General features: G+C 57.5%; 22 protein-coding genes and 1 tRNA gene. 10 read left to right on the top strand and 13 right to left on the bottom strand.

Features of this window, described 5'->3' with window-relative positions:
- The first annotated feature begins 1 nt into the window (after position 1).
- From sufD to CQ015_RS04815, 3 genes are read left to right on the top strand one after another with little or no spacing between them, the layout of a single operon-like run.
- On the top strand, positions 2–1,282 hold the full coding sequence (sufD, locus tag CQ015_RS04825) for a Fe-S cluster assembly protein SufD (protein WP_105649518.1): 1,281 nt from the start codon (positions 2–4) through the stop codon (positions 1,280–1,282).
- 47 nt (positions 1,283–1,329) lie between these two features.
- Positions 1,330–2,088, top strand: coding sequence for a Fe-S cluster assembly ATPase SufC (sufC, locus tag CQ015_RS04820; protein WP_096285114.1), 759 nt, complete (start codon positions 1,330–1,332; stop codon positions 2,086–2,088).
- A 13-nt stretch (positions 2,089–2,101) separates the two neighbouring features.
- Positions 2,102–2,446 carry a metal-sulfur cluster assembly factor gene (locus tag CQ015_RS04815; RefSeq protein WP_096285112.1) on the top strand — a complete coding sequence of 115 codons (345 nt, stop codon included), beginning with the start codon at positions 2,102–2,104 and terminating at the stop codon, positions 2,444–2,446.
- A gap of 111 nt (positions 2,447–2,557) precedes the next feature.
- Here the strand turns inward: CQ015_RS04815 and CQ015_RS04810 are convergent, their stop codons facing one another.
- From CQ015_RS04810 to CQ015_RS04785, 6 genes are all read right to left on the bottom strand, one after another.
- On the bottom strand, positions 2,558–3,730 hold the full coding sequence (locus CQ015_RS04810) for a thiolase family protein (protein WP_219844290.1): 1,173 nt from the start codon (positions 3,728–3,730) through the stop codon (positions 2,558–2,560).
- Positions 3,727–5,196: a class I adenylate-forming enzyme family protein gene (locus tag CQ015_RS04805; protein ID WP_105649516.1), complete on the bottom strand. Its 1,470-nt coding sequence runs from the start codon at positions 5,194–5,196 to the stop codon at positions 3,727–3,729. Before CQ015_RS04805 ends, CQ015_RS04810 begins: the two co-directional genes overlap by 4 nt.
- A 4-nt stretch (positions 5,197–5,200) precedes the next feature.
- Entirely contained in the window at positions 5,201–5,776 is a 576-nt protein-coding gene (locus CQ015_RS04800) for a biotin transporter BioY (RefSeq protein WP_096285106.1), read from the bottom strand.
- Positions 5,777–5,819: 43 nt separating this feature from the next.
- Positions 5,820–6,425: an energy-coupling factor transporter transmembrane protein EcfT gene (locus CQ015_RS04795; protein WP_096285104.1), complete on the bottom strand. Its 606-nt coding sequence runs from the start codon at positions 6,423–6,425 to the stop codon at positions 5,820–5,822.
- Positions 6,422–7,111, bottom strand: a complete 690-nt coding sequence (locus CQ015_RS04790; RefSeq protein ID WP_105552290.1) for an energy-coupling factor ABC transporter ATP-binding protein — start codon at positions 7,109–7,111, stop codon at positions 6,422–6,424. Before CQ015_RS04790 ends, CQ015_RS04795 begins: the two co-directional genes overlap by 4 nt.
- A gap of 148 nt (positions 7,112–7,259) precedes the next feature.
- On the bottom strand, positions 7,260–7,988 hold the full coding sequence (locus CQ015_RS04785) for a LysE family translocator (protein ID WP_105649515.1): 729 nt from the start codon (positions 7,986–7,988) through the stop codon (positions 7,260–7,262).
- A 154-nt stretch (positions 7,989–8,142) separates the two neighbouring features.
- Between CQ015_RS04785 and CQ015_RS04780 the strand changes: the two genes are divergently transcribed.
- Positions 8,143–8,589 carry an Lrp/AsnC family transcriptional regulator gene (locus CQ015_RS04780; protein ID WP_105552288.1) on the top strand — a complete coding sequence of 149 codons (447 nt, stop codon included), beginning with the start codon at positions 8,143–8,145 and terminating at the stop codon, positions 8,587–8,589.
- On the opposite strand, the gene CQ015_RS04775 is transcribed toward CQ015_RS04780, so the two are convergent.
- The gene (locus CQ015_RS04775; RefSeq protein ID WP_181148237.1) at positions 8,586–9,629 is read right to left on the bottom strand and encodes an MFS transporter; all 1,044 of its coding nucleotides are present in this window, start codon (positions 9,627–9,629) and stop codon (positions 8,586–8,588) included. The two genes, CQ015_RS04780 and CQ015_RS04775, sit on opposite strands and share 4 nt — an antisense overlap.
- A 46-nt stretch (positions 9,630–9,675) precedes the next feature.
- Between CQ015_RS04775 and CQ015_RS18900 the strand changes: the two genes are divergently transcribed.
- On the top strand, positions 9,676–9,834 hold the full coding sequence (locus tag CQ015_RS18900; protein WP_181148238.1) for a hypothetical protein: 159 nt from the start codon (positions 9,676–9,678) through the stop codon (positions 9,832–9,834).
- Between the two features lie 541 nt (positions 9,835–10,375).
- On the opposite strand, the gene CQ015_RS04770 is transcribed toward CQ015_RS18900, so the two are convergent.
- A tRNA-Arg gene (locus CQ015_RS04770) sits at positions 10,376–10,452 on the bottom strand.
- Between the two features lie 239 nt (positions 10,453–10,691).
- Here CQ015_RS04770 and CQ015_RS04765 point away from each other — a divergent pair.
- The 3 genes from CQ015_RS04765 (at position 10,692) to ettA (ending at position 13,813) form a co-directional block, all read left to right on the top strand.
- A complete protein-coding gene (locus tag CQ015_RS04765; RefSeq protein WP_219844289.1) occupies positions 10,692–11,498 on the top strand; it encodes a CPBP family intramembrane glutamic endopeptidase in 807 nt (268 codons plus the stop codon).
- A 45-nt stretch (positions 11,499–11,543) separates the two neighbouring features.
- Positions 11,544–12,017, top strand: a complete 474-nt coding sequence (locus CQ015_RS04760; RefSeq protein WP_105552285.1) for a single-stranded DNA-binding protein — start codon at positions 11,544–11,546, stop codon at positions 12,015–12,017.
- Positions 12,018–12,130: 113 nt separating this feature from the next.
- The gene (gene ettA, locus CQ015_RS04755; protein ID WP_096285090.1) at positions 12,131–13,813 is read left to right on the top strand and encodes an energy-dependent translational throttle protein EttA; all 1,683 of its coding nucleotides are present in this window, start codon (positions 12,131–12,133) and stop codon (positions 13,811–13,813) included.
- Positions 13,814–13,899: 86 nt separating this feature from the next.
- On the opposite strand, the gene CQ015_RS04750 is transcribed toward ettA, so the two are convergent.
- Positions 13,900–14,406 carry a flavin reductase family protein gene (locus CQ015_RS04750; protein WP_258133839.1) on the bottom strand — a complete coding sequence of 169 codons (507 nt, stop codon included), beginning with the start codon at positions 14,404–14,406 and terminating at the stop codon, positions 13,900–13,902.
- 155 nt (positions 14,407–14,561) lie between these two features.
- Here CQ015_RS04750 and soxR point away from each other — a divergent pair, with 155 nt between their 5' ends.
- Entirely contained in the window at positions 14,562–15,038 is a 477-nt protein-coding gene (gene soxR, locus CQ015_RS04745) for a redox-sensitive transcriptional activator SoxR (protein ID WP_105552284.1), read from the top strand.
- Between the two features lie 175 nt (positions 15,039–15,213).
- Here the strand turns inward: soxR and CQ015_RS04740 are convergent, their stop codons facing one another.
- Positions 15,214–16,110, bottom strand: coding sequence for an acyl-CoA thioesterase II (locus CQ015_RS04740; protein WP_258133461.1), 897 nt, complete (start codon positions 16,108–16,110; stop codon positions 15,214–15,216).
- A gap of 155 nt (positions 16,111–16,265) precedes the next feature.
- Between CQ015_RS04740 and CQ015_RS04735 the strand changes: the two genes are divergently transcribed.
- Positions 16,266–16,925, top strand: coding sequence for a hypothetical protein (locus tag CQ015_RS04735; RefSeq protein WP_105552282.1), 660 nt, complete (start codon positions 16,266–16,268; stop codon positions 16,923–16,925).
- A gap of 48 nt (positions 16,926–16,973) precedes the next feature.
- Here the strand turns inward: CQ015_RS04735 and CQ015_RS04730 are convergent, their stop codons facing one another.
- The 3 genes from CQ015_RS04730 to pepN all read right to left on the bottom strand — a co-directional run bounded on the left by CQ015_RS04730 (position 16,974) and on the right by pepN (position 20,630).
- The gene (locus tag CQ015_RS04730) at positions 16,974–17,474 is read right to left on the bottom strand and encodes a globin (protein ID WP_105552281.1); all 501 of its coding nucleotides are present in this window, start codon (positions 17,472–17,474) and stop codon (positions 16,974–16,976) included.
- A gap of 16 nt (positions 17,475–17,490) precedes the next feature.
- Positions 17,491–17,958, bottom strand: a complete 468-nt coding sequence (locus CQ015_RS04725; RefSeq protein ID WP_105552280.1) for an OsmC family protein — start codon at positions 17,956–17,958, stop codon at positions 17,491–17,493.
- A 125-nt stretch (positions 17,959–18,083) separates the two neighbouring features.
- Entirely contained in the window at positions 18,084–20,630 is a 2,547-nt protein-coding gene (pepN, locus tag CQ015_RS04720; protein WP_105552279.1) for an aminopeptidase N, read from the bottom strand.
- Between the last annotated feature and the right edge of the window lie 89 nt (positions 20,631–20,719).

Raw genomic sequence — 20,719 nt, 5'->3', positions numbered from 1 at the left:
AATGTCCGAGACCACTACTCAGATTCCCGATGAGAAGGCGCGCATTGGCGCCCCCTCCATCCCGGGCTTCACAGAAGAGGGCGAAAACCTTTCGCCATTGAACGACAGCGCCACCTCCCCACTTGCCGGCGACTCGGCCAAGAGCCACAGCCACGGCGGCGGCGAAGGTGTGACGGATTCTTCACGTGCCGGTCGTTTGACCAGCTTCAACGTCGAAGATTTCCCCAAGTTGACCGGACGCGAAGAAGACTGGCGCTTCACCCCGCTCAAGCGCATCGGTGGCCTGCACACCGCTGAACTGACCGGCAAGGCACCGAAGGTTGAACTGACCGGTTCCGACAACGTCTCGCTGCGCACCGTCGCGGCAGACGACGCGATCCGCGGCAACGCCTTCACCCCTGATGACCGCGTGTCGGCCAACAGTTGGAAGTACTCCAACGGCGCACAGGTGCTCACCATCCCGGCTAACGCCGAAGATGTGAAGAGCGTCCTGCGCATCACCGGTGAGTCGCTGGATCCAGCGGCTCAGCACCTGATCATCGTGGCGGAAGAGAACTCCGAAGCCATGGTCGTTATCGACCACGTAGGCTCGGCAGTGCTGGCGCAGAATATCGAATTCGATGTTCGCCAGGGCGCTCGTCTGCGCGTTGTCTCGCTGCAGGCTTGGGAATCGGATGCAATCCACGCTTCCTCGCAGCAGGCCTCGGTGGCCAAGGACGCAACCTTCAAGCACATCGTGGTCACCTTCGGTGGCGACCTGGTGCGCGTGAACCCTTCGGCTCGTTTTGCCGGAGAGCACGCCGAGATCGAGCTCTACGGCCTGTACTTCGCCGACGCCGCTCAGCACTTGGAGCACCGCCTGTTCGTCGACCACGCGGTACCGAACTGCAAGTCGAACGTGCTGTACAAGGGTGCCTTGCAGGGTAAGAACGCGCACACCGTCTGGGTTGGCGACGTGCTGATCCGGAAGGCTGCCGTGGGAACCGATTCCTACGAGGCGAACCGCAACCTGGTGCTCACCGGCGGCACCCGTGCCGACTCGGTGCCTAACCTGGAAATCGAGACCGGCCTGATCGACGGTGCCGGACACGCTTCCACCACCGGACGCTTCGACGACGAGCACCTGTTCTACCTGATGGCTCGCGGTATCGATGAGAAGACCGCACGCCGCTTGGTGGTTCGTGGCTTCCTGAACGAAATCGTCCAGCAGATCGGTGATGAGCAGCTCCAGGAGCGCCTGACCGACACCATCGAAGAAGAATTGGCAACCACTACCCTCTAGGTAGTGCCGGTTCTACCAGCCTTTTAGATATAGAAACGGAACGACGTATGTCTACTCTGGAAATCAAAGACCTGCACGTCTCGATCGACACCGAGCAGGGTGAGAAGGAAATTCTCAAGGGTGTTTCGCTGACCATCAACACCAACGAAACCCACGCAATCATGGGCCCCAACGGCTCGGGCAAGTCCACCTTGGCCTCGACCATCGCCGGCCACCCACGTTACAAGGTCACCTCGGGTTCGATTACCCTTGATGGCGTCGACGTGCTGGAGATGAGCGTTGACGAACGCGCCAAGGCCGGCCTGTTCCTGGCCATGCAGTACCCAGTCGAGGTCCCCGGCGTGACCATGACCAACTTCTTGCGTACCGCCAAGACCGCAATCGACGGCGAAGCTCCGAAGCTGCGTACCTGGACCAAGGACGTCAAGGAAGCCATGGCGAAGCTGAAGATCGATGCGGACTTCGCTGGCCGTAACGTCAACGAAGGCTTCTCCGGCGGCGAGAAGAAGCGCGTCGAAATCCTGCAGATGGAACTGTTCAAGCCTAAGTTCGCCATCTTGGACGAGACCGACTCGGGCCTCGACGTTGACGCGTTGAAGACCGTGTCCGAGGGCGTCAACCGCGCTCAGGATGATAACCAGATGGGCACCTTGCTGATCACCCACTACACTCGCATCCTGCGCTACATCAAGCCAGACCACGTGCACGTGTTTGTTGACGGTCGCATCGCTGAGCAGGGTGGCCCGGAACTTGCAGATCGTTTGGAAGACGAAGGCTACGACCGCTTCCTCAACGTCAAGGCCTAGTAAGGTAAATTCCATGAGTGAATCAACCGAACAGAGCACGGGAGCCGCTACGACTCCGTTGGAAGACGTAGAGGAGGCGCTCAAAGACGTCATTGACCCGGAACTCGGTGTTAATATCGTCGACTTGGGCCTGCTTTACGGTCTGAAGTACGCGGAAGACGGCGCACTTATTCTCGACATGACCCTGACCACCGCGGCTTGCCCGCTCACCGATATTATCGAGGAGCAGGTCGCCCAAGCGATGGAAAGCGTTGTCGACGAGCATCGTTTGAATTGGGTCTGGATGCCGCCTTGGGGTCCGGAACGCATTACCGACGATGGTCGCGACCAGATGCGAGCCCTTGGGTTCAACATCTAAGTTGTAGAGCCAAAAGGCACCTTTCGAATCTTTCAAGATTCGAAAGGTGCCTTTTCTTAATCCGCTTGTTGAATCTGCGCTGGTTGTAGCCCCGTCCCTGGCCCGATGGTTTTAGTCGGGCTGTGTGTACACCGATTCAAAAGCCATCGCCGTACCGGTGCCACCGGCGGCGGCCATGAGGGCCAGACAGAGTTCATCGCCGCGTGCGGTGGCCCGTGCCTGCCAAAAGAGCCGGGTGGCCAGCAAAGCCCCGCTGGCACCGTAGGGGTGTCCCAAGGCAAGCGCGCCGCCATCACGGTTAACCGTTGAGACGCCAATTCCTAGCTCTGCAAGGCAAGCCAAGGCCTGGACGGCGAACGCCTCATTGAACTCGATGAGTTCCGCCTTGCCTAGCCGGTCGACGCCGAGCAGCTGCGCAAGCTTTTGATACGCGGGCACCGCTGCCATGCCAAGGATTTGTGGGTCGCAGGCCCCGGTGCCAGTTCCTAGATATCTCAGGGCAAACCGTGCGTCAAGTCGTGCATAATGCTCTGCATCGACAACCAACACCGCTGCGGCCCCATCATTTATAGGGCATGAATTGCCTGCCGTCACGGTACCGCCGGGAACGAACGCGGGACGCAAGGAGGCTAGTTTCTTGGCCGACAATCCCTCGCGTGGGCAGGTATCGGATTGGACCACTCCCGAAGGAGTGCCAATCGGCACGATTTCCTGGTTGAAGCGTCCGGCTTGCTGCGCTTGCACCGCGCGTTGGTGACTGCGTAGGGCAAACTCGTCCTGGGCGGTGCGGGAGATCTGGAACTGTGCGGCGATGTTCTCCGCGGCCACACCCATTTCCGGGTCGACTTGCGGGTGTGGGGTAAAACGGGCGCGCGAATAGATCCGTGGCGGAGAAGCGGGATCCCCATTCTTCTCCATTCGCCAAGGTGCGGTGGATACCGATTCGACACCACCAGCGATCACCGCCCGTGCCTCGCCGCAGCGCACCATTCTGGCTGCCGCTGCGATTGCCTCCAACGCGCTCGCGCATTGGGCATCGAGGGTAGTCGCCGGCACGGAGTCAGGCAGCCGAGAAACCTGCGTTGCGACGCGCGCAATGTTTCCGCCGGGTCCTGCCGCGTTTCCCGCGAAGACGTGGTCCACGTCTGCAGGGGAGATTCCAGTGTCCTCCAACAAGGCGTCAAAGACCTTGCCCAGTAGTTGGTCGGCTCCGAGACGAGCGAATTCCTTATTTGAGCGCACCACTGGCGTGCGCCTGGCGGCTATGATCAAGGCTTCATTCATCGCAAGCGCAGCTTTCTCAGTCCGGATGTTGTTGGTGCTGGAAGAGTTTGAATATCGCATTTGCCGCTGGCGGTCAGTGGCCAAGAAGGCAAAAACACTACGTCGTGGGGAATTTTATAAACGGGCAGAATCTCGCGGAGTACCTGCAAGACCGAAGATGGATCGGGCAGTGGCTGGTGAAGAGCAAGTTGCACATAGGCGGTCAGCACCGTCTTGCCGTGGGCCAGGCGGTGCGCCAGAACGAGCGACTGCCTCAAGCCTGCCGCTTCGAGCGCTCTGGTGATCTCCGCAGGATAGACGTTGTTTCCATTGATGTTCATCATCTCGCCGCCGCGGCCAAGGATTTGAATACGTTGACCGGGTAGCAAGCGGGCAATATCTCCGATTCCGGTCGCTTCCTCGCAGCGTTCTAGCTGGCCCGAGCCCTGCGGGTCATAACCGATGGCGTTGAAGGCACTTCGAATCATGAGCCGACCTGTCCCGTCGGTGCCATTCTGTGCATGCAAATGTGCCCGGACTCCGTCGAAGAGCGTCCCCATGAAAGGGCTCTCCTCGGCTTCTTCAAGGCTGCGCTGGCGGTAGGCAATCAGGCTGTGCTCGCTGCTGCCGAAGTATTCGATGCAATTTACGTCTTTCGAGAGCTGTAGGATCTGCTGGGCCAGATCCAGGCTCAGGGCTTCGCCGCCGGTGACCACGTGACGCAGCCCGGAGAGCCGCTGGAGTGGAATCTGCTGGAGCAGCAACCGCACGAGCGAAGGAACTGCAACCAGTCGGTTACAGCTGGTTGACTGCAATAGTCGCCGAACGTGCCCGGCCTGCCAACGTCCCGGTGCCACTAGGGTGCCGCCGAGCGCGACCGATTCAACCAGCGCATATAGGCCGAGGCCATGAGCGAGCGGACCGGGAACAAGCGTTGTGGAATCTTCGCTGGCCCCGAGAATCCCCGCGCACCGGCTGATGGACTGCTCCCATGAATGGCGGGTGCGAACAACTGCCTTCGGGCTGCCGGTGGATCCGGATGTGAAGATGAGCAAAAGCTCGGAGTCGGAGCCGGCCTGTGTGGCCAGGTCCGCAAGCGCATGGCTGGGATCCGATACCGTGCGCACGCCTAGAGCCGTGTGGCCAAGCTCTGTCACCGACGCTTCACCGGGCTGATCCGTTAGGACCTTCGGAGACCCGAATTGCGTGAGCGTGGTCTTCAGCTTTTCGGCAGGCCAGGTCGGATCGAGAATCATGGCGCTCACCCCGGCGAGCACGCAGGCATGGAATCCTATGGCCAATGCGACTGGATCCGAGCAGTAGAGTCCTACGCGACGGCCAATGCGTGGATCCCGCTGCAATGCCTGAGCCAAATCGTGGCTCGAGGCGTACAGGGTTGCGTAATCGATTACCTGGGAAATGCTGATTACGGCCGGGTGATCTGGACGAGTGAGCGCGTGATGCTGCAGCTGGCTGGCGAGATTCATGGATCTAGCGCATGAGTCCCCGGTAGCTGCGGTGAACGGTGACGGCCACGAGCGTGGCGACCACTGCCTTGATCAGATCCCCGGGGATGAACGCCAGGGAACCGAGCGCAGAGGTGCCAAGGTCAAGGCCGGTCACCACGGAAGTCCAGGGAATTCCGAAGAGGTAGATGATGCCTATTCCACCCAACAGTATGGAAAGCAGTCCGGTCACGATGCGCGTGCCCTGGCTTTTCTGGCGAAGCACCCAGTACTTGAACAATACGCCAATGACCAAGGAGCCAAAGATCCAGCCGAGCAGGTAGCCGCCGGTTGGGCCGAGTAGGACCGCGAGTCCGCCGCGGCCGCCTGCTAGGAGCGGTAATCCTGCCAGGGCAAGGACAACCACAACCAGGCTGGAGAGCATGCCTCTGATGGGGCCGAGCAGCGCGCCTGCCAGCATGACGCCTAAGGTCTGCAAGGTGATGGGCACCGGAACGATGCCAATCACGATTGGGGGAACAAGTCCCATGGCTGCGATCATCGCAGCAAAAATAGCTACGTAGACGGTATTTCGGGTTTGCGAAGAAGTGGCAGTTGCCATAGTTGGGTCCTAACGAATGATGCTGCGAGAGCTGATGGCGAGGTTATTTGAGTTTGTCGGCAGAGTCGTACCCACGAGCTTCCAGTGCTTCGGCGGTGTCGTCGGCAATTCGCAGTGAGCGAATCACCAGCGGGACCGCCACAGCCAAAGGATTGTTGGCCAGCCCGCGCGCATGCTGTGCCTCGCGTACTTCTAGATAAACTCGCTTGAGCTCTGGAATGAAGCGAATGGCTAGAGATAGCCCCAAGGAAATTTGGGCCGGGTTAGCGCCCACATAACGCAGGGGAGAGGCCACCTGCTGAAAGAGTTCCAGCATGGCGTCGAAGGTTGTGGTCAGGCTGACGGCGTAGGCGAACATGCACATGGTGAGCAATCGAAGCACGGACACCCAAGCGTTTTCCCAGTTGGTCTGCATGCCCAGCGAAATAAAGACAAAGCTGAGGATCAGCAACAAGGTGATCAAGGCGGTGCGCAATTGCTGAAATTTCACTCGCGCGCTGAACAGCAGCAGGAGGCTGCCAATGAGCAGCACGACAAGCGCTTGCCAACTTGGGATCAGGTACAACCCGATGCTGATAGCCAAGAGCGCGCCAAACTTTAGTCCGGCAGGAAGCTTTGCCAGGTAGGAGGTATTGTGTGCCGCGATCATACGTGGCTCCACTGACGGTAGTGAGCGATGGCGTCCGCTGGAAGGCCGTCAAATGCAATGGTTCCGTCGGTGACGACCAGAACGCGATCGAAATCTTCTAGCAGTTCCAGATCGTGTGTGATCACGATCGCGCGCTGTGGAAGCTGCGCAATTTCGCGTTGGAAGCGTAGCCGGTTGCGCAGATCGAGCATGGTCGTTGGCTCGTCGAAGACGATCGTGCGTGGCTGCATTGCGATGACGGCGGCCAGCGCGACCATCTGCTGCTCGCCCCCTGAAAGGGTATGGCTTTCCCGGTCCGCCAGATGCTTGATGTTCAACTCGTCTAGCGTTTGCTCGACCCGGACCTTGCGGTCGGCCTTTGACAGCCCTAGGTTCTTCAGGCCGAACGCAATGTCATCGGCCACCAGCGGCATGATGATTTGGTTTGCCGGGTTTTGGAAGACGAAACCTACATCGCGGCGTATCTGTTTTGCATGCTTGGAGGTATTCATTTCGCCTACGCGCACCGTGCCATAGGTGGGAACAACGAGAGCATTGAGCAATCGCGACAGGGTGCTTTTCCCTGCGCCGTTGGCGCCGATGATTCCGATGCGACGTTCGTTGAGCGTCAGATTGATATCAGCTAGGACGGTGCGGTCCTCGAAGCTGACGGTGACCTGCTCAAGTTGGATCTCTGGTAGTTCCACAATGCTCCATCGCGACGTACTTGTTCGCCCAGTAAAACACCAGTGGCTAGTTGGCGGTAGGGCTGCGTTCTTCGTGGCCGATTCAACCACTGAGAAAAGAGCATACTTGATCACTGTTCAATTGTCTTGATCGGTGTTCAAGAAATATTTAGAAGCCGAGGAACTGTTCGTAGATAAGAACTAGTGAGAGTCCGATCATGATGATTCCTGAAGATGCGGTCACTATGCGTGCGGCTAGTGGACGTGAGCGTAATAAAAGACGCGAGGCGAAGGCAATCGAGAAATACACAAGGACTGACACGGCGAAGTGCGTGAGTCCAAGCGCTCCGGTCTGCAGCGATAGCGGCCAGGTGGCAGAGCGGTCAATGAATTGGGGAATGAGCGCAAGGTAAAGTAGCAAAGCCTTCGGGTTGGTGCCGCTGGTGAGAAGGCCCTTGAAAAACGCGCCGCGCCATGGGCCGCCAGGTTTCAGCAGCGGACGGGTTTTGGCAAGCACGGCGGTAGCCGCGAAGGGAAGCTCCGCGGGATCGCTTGAAGAATTCACCGGAGTCATGGACTCGGAAGATGCAGGCGATGAGGTGCCATAAAATTTCGCCGACCTCCAGCTCGCGAGGGTGACGACGCCAAGCCATAAAAGGTAAAGGGAACCGGCCATGGTGAGCCATAGCAAGAGTTGCGGCGAGCTGGCCACAAGTGCCGCTACGCCGCAGACCAGTAGCGCGGTATGAAACAGATATCCGGTGAGTAGCCCCCAAACTGCTGCGCAATATCCCTTGGGCCCAATGGCCGAAGAAATGATATACGCCCAATCGGCACCCGGAGTGCAGGCGAGCGTTATGGAGACAAGGAGGAATCCGGTTAGTTGAGCGATATCCAAGGTGTCTCCTCATGGTTCCAGCAGTACTAGTGCAAGCGTAGGAAATATTCATCAAAAAGTGTTTGCCGATTTTGCTTGAAACTGGGAAACATAAGCACGATTTTTACGATCATTGTGGAATTGGCGCAAAAATATTGCGTAGTATGCTGGTGCTATGGATAAATTGGATCGTGCGATTATCGCCGAGCTGCAATTGGACGGCCGGATGAGTGCAACCGCCTTGGCGAACAAGGTGGGACTGTCGGTTGCGCCATGCCACCGCCGCATTCGAGAACTCGAACGCACGGGGGTGATCGCCGGATATCAAGCCGTTGTCGCCCCTGAGCGCGTAGGGCTGGCCTTCGAGGCGTTGGTGTTCGTGACGCTGAAAGATCGCACCCAGCTCAAGGCCTTTGAGGCGGCTGTAGAAAAGGATGAACTCATCGTCGAAGCGCAGCGCCTGTTTGGCGAACCGGATTTCCTGCTTCGCGTGTACGCCAAAGACCTGACGCACTATCAGCACCTATACGATGACGTGCTAGTCGAACTGCCTGGAGTGGAAAAGCTAAATAGCACGATCGTGATGCGAAATATCAAAGAGCGGGCGATCCTGCCGGTCTAGTGGTTGACTTCAACCGCGTTGCCAGATTGCGCTGCGCGAGGTGTGATGAGCAGCGAAATCACCAGAATACCCGCAATGATCCATAGCGCCTGCGGCAAGCCAGTGGCATCTGCAACGAAACCGATAACCGGAGGTCCGCTGAGCATCGCGCCATAACCGAAGGCGCTGATCACGCTCACTGCTCTTGGGCCGAGGTGATCGCTACGTGAGGCAGCGATCGACATGCCAACAGGGAAGCCAAGGGCGCTTCCAAGACCCCAGAGCACGGCGCCCGCTCCTAGGGTTGCCGTATCTTCGCCCAGGATAAATAGCACGATCCCAATGAGGCCGATCATTCCCATGATCATCAGCGAGCACTTGGTGCCAATGCGGTCCACGATCGGCCCACCGGCAAACCTGCCTATCGTCATGGCTCCGGCGAACAGGGTGAACATCAAGGCCCCGCTTGGGTGGTCCAAACCATGGCCGTCAACCGAGGCCACCGCCAGCCAGTCATTGGCTGCCCCTTCGGCGAAGCTCAAGCCAGCAACCATTAGCCCGAGCAAGAGCAGCAAGCCCCGGTGGGAGCGCGCTCCGGACGTCTGCAGCTGGGACTTGTCTCGCGGACGGGAATAGTTGTAGTTCCAATCCCTGAATCCAGTCTGTGCTATGAGTGCCAAGGAAATAATCATCACGGCGACCAAAATAAAGTGCCACGCGGTGGTGATGCCCAAGCTGAGGGTGGCCGTCGCGATTCCTGCACCAAGCAATGAGCCGAGGCTGAAGTAGCCGTGCAGCGAAGGCATGATGCTCTTGCCAAGTTTTCGTTCGACCTTGGCCCCATTGACATTCATCGTGATGTCAAGGGAGCCAAAAACCAGCCCATTGGTGAAAAGCACGACGAAGGCTAAGGCCTCGCTGTGCAGTATCGACACGGACAGTCCTAGCCCGACAAGTATTAGGGCAAGAATTATCGGCAACACCAGTAGCAAGTTCTTGGCCGAGACTCTTCGGCTCAGCGCCGGCGCAAACGTGATGCCGGTCAGAGTTCCAGCGGTCATGCAAAAGAGGAAAGCCCCGAGCCGAGAGCCAGAAAAATCAAAGATCATGGCGAAGATCGAAAGTCGGCCCGCCCAGGAGGCGAAGGATAAACCAGCAATCAAAAAGATCAGGTTAACGCTTAAGCGTTCGCCGAATATCGGCTTTGCTCGAGCGGGGGCGATGAGCGCCATTTACCGGTTCCTCCTGATTTGTACAGCACCTTGAGTTTATCCCAGTTTCAAAAAAGTTGAAACTAAAATCTATGCGATCCCGAGTACTGCTAGCGCACTTTTAGGGGGCTCCTATGAAACTCTAAGTATCGGTTACTTTTCGGCTGGGCGTTCCGCTAGCCGGGGTTCTTTCTAGGCCGCTGAGCATGAGGATTTCTATCGACAATAAGGCGATTGGCGAAGTGCCGCGAAGGCACCACGCAAGCGATGCGGCGTGGGGCCAGGGGTGAAGCGAGGAGTTTTCGAATCAAATTGCTGTGGGATTGCTAGTGGCGATCCACGAGCAGGAATGCAATCCCGGCGGGCAAACGCAATAGCTCAGAGGCGTCATGAAGAGATCGCGAACCTGGCGGGCTGTTGCAGGCTTGAACCCTTGCCCGAGGAATACTTCTTTTGGTGATACGCAAATCCGAAGAGGGGCCATGGGGTGGGGGCTCAAAACAAAAACTATGGTCAAAACCCGCTAAGGTCTCTTTCTCGTTTCAAAAAGAAAAACCGCCGCTCATTTGTATTACCAAGTGAGCGGCGGTTTAATTTGGTACCCCCGGCCGGATTCGAACCGGCGACCTAGAGATTAGAAGGCTCTTGCTCTATCCAGCTGAGCTACGGAGGCGTAACCGAAAATTAGTTTAGCCCATTGACAAGCAAGATCTCTAACCGGAGGCGCTAGTGTTGTAGGAGGAGCGCTTTGTTAGCTGTTGAGTAGGGGATCTTTGTATGCAGCGATGGAGAATTGGCGGACTGAAAAGTATCGCCTGTTATACGGCCATAAGTTTTGGGCTCGCGTGGCTCGTAGCTTTGCCATTGTGGCAAGGCGCGGGCCTTCACCATCCGCAGTTCATGTGGATTGCCATGGGTATGATGCTGACGCCCACTATCGCTGCCCTGTGCATGAGCTTGCTTCAACGTCGCGGAAAACAGTTTTTGCAGGAATCCGGGCTGCTTCCGCTTGGTAAGCCCACGCGATTTCTGCTCGCAGTGCTGCTTGCCTACCTATTGCCGATCGTCCTAATAATTCAGGCGCCAATCATTGGCACATGGCTGGGGGTCTTCCCCGGAGACTTGAACCAGTTTATGGTCTTGAACTTCGTGGCGGGGACCGACGGGCCCGGCAAATATTTGCTTGGCCAGGCAGGAATCATCCTCGTTGCCGGACTAATGAACCTCATTCCTGCCCTGGGCGAAGAGATCGGTTGGCGCGGGTGGCTATGGCCAAAGCTTCAACCACTGGGGCAGCTGCCCGCAATCTTGATTTCAGGTGTTATTTGGGGTCTCTGGCATGCTCCATTGATCCTATTGGGATACAACTATCCGTTCGCCAAGGGCGCGTGGGGCCTTGCCGCGATGTGCGGAATGTGCATCTTTGTGGGGGCAGTTTTTGCGTGGCTGCGCACATTCAGTGGCTCCGTCTGGCCTGCCGCATTTGCTCATGGCGTCTTCAACGCCAGCGTGGGTTTGGTATCGCTGTTCATGGTTATGGGGTCAATGCTTGATTCGACCAAGGCCTCAATCCTGGGCTGGTCGGGTTGGATCTTTCCCGGGGCGGTGATTTTGGTGATGGTGCTATTCGGAGCCTTTCGGGCTAGGCCCGATCCAAGTTATCCACAGAATGAGCCGAGGAGTACCGGATCTAATCGGCCTGGGCTCAGCATGGACTGAAGCCCCGGGGCCGCTCCCGGGGCAGGACCAAAGGAGAAGAACGTCATGAGTGATCTTGTGACCATCCGTGCAGTAGTTGGAACAGAGCCACAATTGAGCATTACCCCACAGGGGCTAGCGGTGCTCAAATTTCGTGCGGTGACTCATGAACGCAAAAAGGACCCTGAAACCGGACAATGGGTTGACGCCGGAACCAATTGGTTCTCAGTGAGTGCTTTCCGAGGGCTGGCCGAGAATGGGATGGAGTCGTTGGAGCAGGGCGACCACATTGTCGTGATCGGCAAGCTCCAAATACGCCAGTTCGAACGGGCGGATGGATCGCGCGGAACGAGCGCTGATATTGAGGCCTTCTCGTTCGGCCATGACCTGAAGTTCGGGACCTCGCACTTCACTAAAGTGCGAAACGCCTCGGGCGACATTGAACGTTCGTCCCATCCCCAGCAAGCCGAATCGCGCCACCAGTCCGTGAACGAAAACACCGGTGGCTCGTGGCCTGAGAGGGACACCGACGCAGCGTAATTCCTCCGCATTCAGTGGTGTCACGGGAAAACGTGTGAAACCGGGCACCACTGGAGCAAAATAGTGGTGTGTGGATTCGGATTTGCACCCACTGAGGCACTAGCCTTAAGGGCATGGCGGAATTTATTTACACGATGACCAAGGCTCGCAAGGCCGTTGGTGACAAAGTCATCCTTGACGATGTCAGCATGTCGTTCTACCCGGGCGCCAAAATTGGTGTCGTGGGCCCTAACGGTGCTGGTAAGTCAACGATCCTGAAGATTATGGCGGGAATCGATACCCCGTCCAATGGTGAGGCACGTCTTTCACCTGGTTACTCTGTGGGCATCTTGCTGCAGGAACCACCCCTCAACGAAGAAAAGACCGTCTTGGGCAACGTCCAGGAAGGCGTCGGCGAGATCTATGAAAAGATCACCCGATTCAATGAAATCTCAGAAGAGATGGCTCAGGAAGGTGCCGATTTCGACACCTTGCTAGAAGAGATGGGCAAGCTCCAGGAGGCTATCGACGCCGCCGACGCTTGGGACATCGACAACCAGCTCGAACAGGCAATGGATGCCCTGCGTTGCCCACCGGGCGACGAAATGGTCACGCACCTCTCCGGTGGTGAGCGTCGACGCGTCGCGCTATGCAAATTGCTGCTGCAGAAACCAGACCTGTTGCTCCTCGATGAGCCCACTAACCACTTGGACGCCGAGTCAGTATTGTGGCTCGAACAGCACCTGGCAGCCTACCCGGGCGCGGTTTTGGCCGTAACCCACGACCGTTACTTCCTGGATCACGTCGCCGAGTGGATCTGTGAAGTTGACCGCGGTCGTCTGCACCCATACGAGGGCAACTACTCCACTTACCTGGAGAAGAAGCGCGAGCGTATGGAGGTGCAGGGCAAAAAGGATCAGAAGCTTGCTAAGCGCCTGGCTGAAGAGCTCGATTGGGTTCGCTCCAACGCCAAGGGCCGCCAGACGAAGTCGAAGGCTCGTCTGGCCCGCTATGAAGAAATGGCCGCGGAGGCCGAGCGTACCCGCAAGCTTGACTTCGAAGAGATCCAGATTCCACCTGGTCCACGTTTGGGTCAGGTCGTCATCGAAGCCCAGGATCTGAACAAGGGCTTCGGAGAACGTGTGCTAATCGACGGACTGTCCTTCTCGCTTCCTCGAAATGGCATCGTCGGCGTGATCGGTCCTAACGGTGTTGGTAAATCGACTCTGTTCAAGACCATTGTTGGCATGGAAGAACTTGACGGGGGCACGCTGAAGATCGGCGATACGGTCAAGATTTCCTATGTTGACCAGAACCGCGAAAACATTGATCCGACAAAGTCCCTTTGGGAAGTTGTTTCGGAAGGCCTGGATTACATTCAGGTTGGTCAGGTTGAGATGCCTTCGCGTGCTTATGTTTCGGCATTCGGCTTCAAGGGCCCAGACCAGCAGAAGAAGGCCGGTGTCCTCTCCGGTGGTGAGCGTAACCGTCTGAACCTTGCATTGACCCTGAAGCAGGGTGGCAACCTCTTGCTGCTCGATGAGCCTACAAACGACCTTGACGTTGAAACTCTCTCGTCCCTGGAAAATGCTCTTCTCGAGTTCCCAGGTTGCGCAGTGGTCGTCTCGCACGACCGTTGGTTCCTGGACCGAGTCGCTACCCACATCCTGTCTTACGAGGGTACGGAAGAAAACCCATCGAACTGGTACTGGTTCGAAGGAAACTTCCAGTCTTACGAAGACAACAAGGTTGAACGGTTGGGGGCCGATGCAGCTAAGCCGCATCGTGTGACTCACCGTCGCCTGACTCGCGACTAAGTCTGAGTCGAAGCCAAAGGCCACCACGAATTATTTTCGTGGTGGCCTTTGGGCTATCTAAGTAAGGTTGCCGATGCAATCCTAGATTATTTACACGGCACCGATGCATCGAGCAATGAGGGCAGCTTCAGGTATCCGCGGTTCTGGTACATCAGGTGCTGAACTGGCTCTCCCGTGATGACTTCAAGGATCTCTGCCGCAATCAACCGCGAACCTCCGACGCTAATCGAGGAGTGAATCTGTGCGCGCATGGACACCGGGGCCTTGTGGAAGTGCGGCTCGCCGGTTGGCAGGTAGGACCAACCCTGATCGGGCGTGAAGCGAGGAGCGCCTGGGCGGGCGAAATTGTCGGCAAGCTCCGAATGGTCCTCGCCCAGCATGTGAATCATGAATGAGCTTGCGGAAAGCACCGCACCTGCGGCTCCGGATTCTTTGGTGAGTGAAAAAGAAACCGCTACGGGCTCGATGGACAACGATGCCAGGCTGGAGATTGTTAGACCGTAGGGAATGCCAGCAACCGATGCGGTGATCAAGGCTACGCCCGCGGGGTGGGCGCGAAACGCATCGCGGAAATCAGCCGACAAGTTCTGCATAGGTGAGTAGTCCTTCGCTTGCTGAATCTTTGCGATCCATGGTTCCTATTCGAAAAGTTTCTGTGTGGCTAGACACTAACTACCCTTAGCGTAGAACCTCAAGTAAGCTTGAGGTCAAACTGCTGGTCAGTGATGATGGGCACAGGGGAGTGAACATGATCGAAAATGCAGTACCCGGACAGCAGCTTCTCGGGATTGGCCACGTGAGCGAACGCACCGGCGTGGCAAAATCAGCGCTGCACTACTATGAAGAAATCGGATTGATCTGTTCGACTAGAACCTCCGGTAATCAGCGGCGCTACCCACGCCATATGCTTCGACGCATTTCGCTGATTACGGTCGGCAGCAAGCTCGGCATTCCGTTGGCGGACATCCGTCACGCTCTTGACCCGGTGCCAATGGATAAAATTCCTTCCGAAAAGGACTGGCAACGCGCATCCAACGAATGGAAGCGGGTCCTCGAACGCCGCAGGCGCGCAATCGAAGAACTAGAAGACAGGCTCATGGGCTGCATCGGCTGCGGGTGCCTTTCGATGCAAGCATGCTTGCTGCTGAATCCAGAGGACGCGCTGGCCCAAGAAGGATCCGGTGCCCGAAGGCTGGAAACCGGCGAAGCCGAAAAAGATATCTAGTCAATAAGTTCCAGAGTTGGGCCGAGCTCAACAACATCGCGACGACTTCGGTCCGTTCCGGCCCGGATTGTGGGGTGTCTGACTTCCCTCGCCAAGGAGCGGGCAACTTAAAACCTGTCCAGCGTTGCGTGCTGCCCCATGGAATACCGTTTGGGATTCGAGCGTGAGCCGGAGCCTATTCGTCTTCCGCTAAGAATTCTGGGAGTCTCACCATGCCCTCTTGAGCTACGGTTGCGACCAGTTCGCCGGCAGCATTGAAGACCTGCCCGGTGCCGAGTCCCCGAGCCGAAGAAGCGCTCGGTGATCGCAGGACGTAGAGCAGCCATTCGTCGGCTCGGAATTCGCGATGCCACCACATGGCATGATCCAGGCTGGCGATACTCAGGCCACGATGAATCCAGCTGACGCCATGGCCTCGGAGCACCGGTTCAAGCAGCATGTAGTCGCTGGCGTAGGCCAGAGCGGCGCGGTGCAACATCGGATCATCGGGCATCGGGGCGGTGGTGCGCATCCATACCGCTGCCATGGGCTCGTGCTGGTCATAGCCTGGAAGATAAACCGGTTCGGTGATGTGGCGCATGTCGAACGGCCTCTCGTAGGCCCATTCGCGAGCAACCGGGTGGTCGAACTTCCCGATGATTTCCGCCGTTGTGCGCAATGTTTCCGGGGCCGGTACTTCAAATGGCACCGGATCGTGATGATCCAGGCCGGATGCAGGTTCCTGGAAAGAAGCAATCATGGACAGGATGGGCACGCCGTTTTGATAGGCATGTACTCGTCTCGCCGAGAATGAGCGGCCGTCGCGCAGCCGCTGGACACCGAAGGTGATGTTCTGCGATGCATCACCTGGACGTAGGAAGTAGCCATGCATTGAATGAATTGCCCGTCCCGCGGGAACGGTGCGCGATCCAGCCACCACGGATTGGGCCAAGACCTGGCCACCGAAGACTCGGGTTCGAGACTGCTTGGGCGTATGACCGATGAAGATATCTTCATCCGTACGCGCCCGGTCTTCTCCGTCTAGATCCAAGAGATCTAGCAGGATCTGAGTAGTGCCTAGTTCCTCTGTCACGATAATGACTCCTTGACGTGCTTTCGATGACTTTGAAAACTCTATCGTGAGAAGTGTCAAGAATCTCGCGACAGCACCGCAGGACAGTGCCGGCATGTGACGAAAATGCTTGCGTGCACCGGATGATTAGGATCAAGTCATGAGACGATTGCACTATGGTCAGTGACGCACTTGTTTTTGAAGATTCCAATTCAGTCAGCGATTTAGCCAACCTGCTGAGCAGGGCAAAGGCAATTGAAGATGACGGAGCCTTGCTGACCGCACGAGGCACTGCCCTTGCGGTTTATGTTCCGGTTCTAGTCCCGGCAGAGCTAGGCCAGGGCGATTACACCATTCTTGGTATGCGTGTGCATCGGTTGGCCGTGGAGGGCGCGGTAAATGCATGCTATTCCTTCTCCGCAATTCAGGATCGCCTGGCGCGAATGGGCGAAGCTTCCACCGAATTCGTGTTACCGCCAGTGGAAGAGAATCCCAGGTGGGCGGCTATTACCGTGCCAATGGCTGGGTGGGAAGATGCTGGGAGCGTTCCTGATGACGTGCTATCCGCAGCCACGCAGACAGGTATCGACGCGGTGGCCCAAGCCTTGCCTGCCAATCCGGGGAAACCTGTCGTAGCGCAAATCCGCCAGCGGATTTGGTCTTCCGAGTTGGAGAACACCGAGCCTCGTCTGCCGCTTGGCGCCGCCTTCGCGATGCATGCCTTGGGATTCCTGACCCCGGGCGGCGAAAGCCGTGTACTGCGTCAGGGGAACTGGATTCGAGTCAGCAACGGACTGGGACATGTGCTGCTGCGCCGTTCGGCCCTGCTTGCTTAAAAGTGAAATCCGCGCCGGCAGCACCGGCGCGGATTGCCACTAGGGAATCTAACTTGATGCGTTGAGCAAGGAATGCGCCGCGCGATCAAAATATTCTCGCAGCGTCTCGGCATGGAGCATTGGTAGCTCCAGCTGATCGATAGCCTTGTTCATATGCCCGAGCCAAACATCTCGATTATGCGGGTTGACGAGGTAAGGCATGTGGCGCATGCGTAGGCGTGGATGCCCGCGGTGCTCCGAGTAGGATGTCGGGCCGCCCCAGTACTGCTCGAGGAACAGCTGTAAACGAATTTGCGCCGGGTAGAGATCCTTCTCCGGATACATTTCCCGGAACTGCGCATCTTCTGCAACGGAGGTATAGAAGTTTTTGCTCAGCTGCGCAAAAACTACGCGGCCGCCTACCTCCTCGTAGAAGGTTCCGGCGTAGTCGGACGGATCCACCGGTGCCTGAGCCAATTGCAGGAATTCTTCACTTGACGGACCGGTAACCACCGGATTGGTCATGGGATCCCGTTTCACGGTGTGGGGCAGTGGGTTCAAATCGCTCATGGGTACTTTCCTGAAATTATGCGGCAACTGGTTCATGGAGAACCGGAAAATTCACGGATCTAGCGATGAAACATACCTTATTGGCTTGCTGGTGGAGAGAATCCGCGAGTTCTCGTTGGGACTCATCGGCTAACTGAACCTGCGGGCGGAGAATCACTTCGGTAAATTCGCCACTGTTATCTCGGTTCAACTTCAAGCTACCGGAAGCCTGATCCTGATAGCTGGTGACAACTACTCCGTGGGTTACGGCTACATGGAGATAGGAGAGCATATGGCATTGGCTCAAGGCCGCCAATAAGAGCTGTTCGGGGTTCCAGCGATCGGGACTGCCATGAAAAGTCGGATCGGCCGTGCCCGCGATGTCGGGTAGCCCGGCCGCGCGGATGAGGTGCTCACGGCCGTAGTCACGATAGCTGGTGGTGCCAGCTCCGCGATTACCCGTCCACTCTATCTCTACCTGATAGCTGTGCTGCGAGAGGTCCATGCTGCTATTCTCCCACCCTTTAAAATGCTTGTGGTGTGCCGTGTGGCACAATGACTGGTTTCCGTACCTACTAGGTACCATAACCCCATCGAGCCATGCCGCACACCACTGGGGCACACTAAAAGTTAAGCTCCGGCGTCCGTGGCCCGCGCGGCCAGCGCCCGAACCACATCTGCTTTGCATTCAACCAGCAGCCGGCGCATGGCCGGATGCTTTTCACCTAGCGTCGACAAGAACGCATCGGTGCGTTCGATGGTCTGCGGAGAGACCATCGAGGTGGGGTAGAAGCCGAGCACGATCTGCTTCGCCATTTCATGGGAAAAATTCTCCCACGCATTGACCAGCAGATTAAAGTAATCCTCGGTGTAGCTTTCGAGCAGCGAGTTGTCATGGGCAATATTGAATCCGGATATCACCGCTCCTTGCTGATCATTGGATAGTGTCGCCGAAGTGGCTGCGGCAAAGGCCTCGGCCTTCGCCTCGGCTGTTGGACGAGCTGCCCGGGCAGTGAACCAGTTTGCCTTGCCCTTGGCGGTGTCGTCGCTTGCGAGCATCGCGTCGAGAGCTTCCCCGTCCAGGCGAGACCCTGCAGACAACGCGATCGCCAAGGACCAGCGCAGATCGGTGTCGAGGGTAAGACCCTGCAACAGCACCGTGCCGTTGAGCAAGCCGGCCACCTGGTCGAGCTGGGCCGCGGTGCGTGAACGATGCGCAAACGCCTTGGCGAACTGAAGCTGGGCATCGGAACCGGCTTCGGCCCGCTGCGCCAATTCCCACAGGCGATCGGCGGCTTGCACCGAAATTTCCTTGGCTTTGTCGCCAGCTACGTAGTAATCCATCGCAGTATTCAACTGGCGCAACAGCACCATGATTACCGAGGAATCAATTTCGTGCCCGATATTGTTGAGCAGCAGTTGCACGTAGGCGCTGGCCGGGGTCTCAGCATCGCGCACGGCATCCCAAGCTGCGCTCCACACCAAGGTGCGTGGCAGCGACTCGGTGAAGTCCTTCAGGTGCTCAATTGCGGTAGCCAGCGAGAGCTCATCCAGACGGATCTTGGTGTAGGTCAGGTCATCGTCGTTAAGCAAGACCAGATCGGGGCGCTGCATTCCTACAAGCGCTGGAACCTCGGTGGCCGGGCCAGCAACATCGAGCTCCTCACGGTGTACGCGCACGAGCTTGCCCTGCTCATCTAGGGTGTAGAAACCCACCGCCAGCCGGTGCTTGCGCAATGTTGGGAACTGCTCGATGGCCGACTGGTTAATGGTGAAGCCGGTGATGCGTCCGGACTCATCGGTGGAGATGTCCGCCTTCAAAGTATTCACGCCGGCGGTCTCCAGCCAGGATGTGCCCCAATCGTTCAAATTACGCCCGCTAGCCGACTCAAGCTCGGTCAGCAGGTCAGGTAGCTCGGTGTTGGACCATGCATGCTTTTTGAAATACTCGCGTACACCGGCCATGAACTCTTCTTGGCCAACGAAGGCCACCAGCTGGCGTAGCACCGAAGCGCCCTTGGCGTAGGTGATGCCGTCGAAGTTGACTTCCACATCTTCCAAATCGTTGATCTCGGCAACGATCGGATGGGTGCTCGGAAGCTGGTCCTGGCGGTAGGCCCAGTTCTTTTCCATGATGTTGAAGGTGGTCCAAGAGCTGGTGAACTCGGTATTCTGTGCCGCGGCAAGGGTCGACATGAACTCCGCGAAGGATTCATTGAGCCAGAGGTCATTCCACCACTTCATGGTGACCAAGTCGCCGAACCACATATGAGCCAGTTCGTGCAGGATGGTGATCGCTCGGCGTTCCACCATGGCGTGGGTCGGACGGGAGCGGAAGATGTATTCTTCGAGAAAGGTCACGGCTCCAGCGTTCTCCATGGCCCCCGCATTGAATTCCGGTACGAACAGCTGATCGTACTTTTCAAACGGGTATGCCACTCCGAAGTTCTTTTCATAGAACTCGAATCCCTGACGAGTGATGGTGACGATATCTTCGGTATCCAAATACTGCATCATCGAGGCGCGGGCAAAGACTCCAAGCTCAATGGTGCGGCCATCGGCCGAGACCAACGAGTCCCGTGCAACCTCGTAGGGTCCAGCGATTAGCGCGGTGATGTAGCAAGAGATGCGTTGAGTGGCAGGGAAATCCCAACGTGAGTCCTGGCCATCGACCACTGGCTGGGGAGTTGGCGCGTTTGAAACTACGTTCCACTTCGTCGGGGCCTTCACCGAAAACTGGAAGGAAGCCTTAAGATCCGGCTGTTCGAATACGGCGAACATGCGGCGGCAGTCGGCGACCTCAAACTGGGAGTAGAGGTATACCTCCTGGTCGACTGGGTCTACGAATCGGTGCAGTCCCTCGCCGGTATTCATATAGCGCGCATCGGCATCGATCACCAGCACGTTCTGTGCCGCGAGTTCTGGAAGCTGGATCCGTACCCCGTCGGCGACGACCGTTGGGTCCAGCTCGGTGCCGTTGAGGTTCACCGAGCGGACGGTGTCGGTGATCGCGTCGATGAAGCTGCTTGCTCCCGGGGTCGCGGTGAAACGGACAGTGGTGCGAGACGTGAATACGCGGTCGCCCTGGGTTAGATCCAGACTCACCTCGTAGCTGTCGACATTGATCAGGTTCGCGCGTTCGGTTGCTTCGGCGCGCGTGAGGTTCATTCCGGGCATTGGGCTCTCCGTCTTGAGGCGATGAAGTGACATCGCCGCAGTTTCTGAAACGAATATTGAATAACTTCCTCCATTGTGTCACTGGCAAC

The sequence above is a fragment of the Arthrobacter sp. MYb221 genome (assembly GCF_002979835.1).
Classification (GTDB): Bacteria; Actinomycetota; Actinomycetes; order Actinomycetales; family Micrococcaceae; genus Glutamicibacter.
This window is presented reverse-complemented; position numbering and strand designations above follow the sequence as displayed.

What these genes read in the sequence shown, in the direction of transcription:
- sufD (WP_105649518.1), top strand. Translation starts at nt 2, where the DNA reads ATGTCCGAGACCACTACTCAGATTCCCGATGAGAAGGCGCGCATTGGC.
- sufC (WP_096285114.1), top strand. Translation starts at nt 1,330, where the DNA reads ATGTCTACTCTGGAAATCAAAGACCTGCACGTCTCGATCGACACCGAG.
- CQ015_RS04815 (WP_096285112.1), top strand. Translation starts at nt 2,102, where the DNA reads ATGAGTGAATCAACCGAACAGAGCACGGGAGCCGCTACGACTCCGTTG.
- CQ015_RS04810 (WP_219844290.1), bottom strand. Translation starts at nt 3,730, where the DNA reads ATGAATGAAGCCTTGATCATAGCCGCCAGGCGCACGCCAGTGGTGCGC.
- CQ015_RS04805 (WP_105649516.1), bottom strand. Translation starts at nt 5,196, where the DNA reads ATGAATCTCGCCAGCCAGCTGCAGCATCACGCGCTCACTCGTCCAGAT.
- CQ015_RS04800 (WP_096285106.1), bottom strand. Translation starts at nt 5,776, where the DNA reads ATGGCAACTGCCACTTCTTCGCAAACCCGAAATACCGTCTACGTAGCT.
- CQ015_RS04795 (WP_096285104.1), bottom strand. Translation starts at nt 6,425, where the DNA reads ATGATCGCGGCACACAATACCTCCTACCTGGCAAAGCTTCCTGCCGGA.
- CQ015_RS04780 (WP_105552288.1), top strand. Translation starts at nt 8,143, where the DNA reads ATGGATAAATTGGATCGTGCGATTATCGCCGAGCTGCAATTGGACGGC.
- CQ015_RS04775 (WP_181148237.1), bottom strand. Translation starts at nt 9,629, where the DNA reads ATGACCGCTGGAACTCTGACCGGCATCACGTTTGCGCCGGCGCTGAGC.
- CQ015_RS18900 (WP_181148238.1), top strand. Translation starts at nt 9,676, where the DNA reads ATGGCGAAGATCGAAAGTCGGCCCGCCCAGGAGGCGAAGGATAAACCA.
- CQ015_RS04765 (WP_219844289.1), top strand. Translation starts at nt 10,692, where the DNA reads ATGGGTATGATGCTGACGCCCACTATCGCTGCCCTGTGCATGAGCTTG.
- CQ015_RS04760 (WP_105552285.1), top strand. Translation starts at nt 11,544, where the DNA reads ATGAGTGATCTTGTGACCATCCGTGCAGTAGTTGGAACAGAGCCACAA.
- ettA (WP_096285090.1), top strand. Translation starts at nt 12,131, where the DNA reads ATGGCGGAATTTATTTACACGATGACCAAGGCTCGCAAGGCCGTTGGT.
- CQ015_RS04750 (WP_258133839.1), bottom strand. Translation starts at nt 14,406, where the DNA reads ATGCAGAACTTGTCGGCTGATTTCCGCGATGCGTTTCGCGCCCACCCC.
- soxR (WP_105552284.1), top strand. Translation starts at nt 14,562, where the DNA reads ATGATCGAAAATGCAGTACCCGGACAGCAGCTTCTCGGGATTGGCCAC.
- CQ015_RS04735 (WP_105552282.1), top strand. Translation starts at nt 16,266, where the DNA reads ATGGTCAGTGACGCACTTGTTTTTGAAGATTCCAATTCAGTCAGCGAT.
- CQ015_RS04730 (WP_105552281.1), bottom strand. Translation starts at nt 17,474, where the DNA reads ATGAGCGATTTGAACCCACTGCCCCACACCGTGAAACGGGATCCCATG.
- CQ015_RS04725 (WP_105552280.1), bottom strand. Translation starts at nt 17,958, where the DNA reads ATGGACCTCTCGCAGCACAGCTATCAGGTAGAGATAGAGTGGACGGGT.
- pepN (WP_105552279.1), bottom strand. Translation starts at nt 20,630, where the DNA reads ATGCCCGGAATGAACCTCACGCGCGCCGAAGCAACCGAACGCGCGAAC.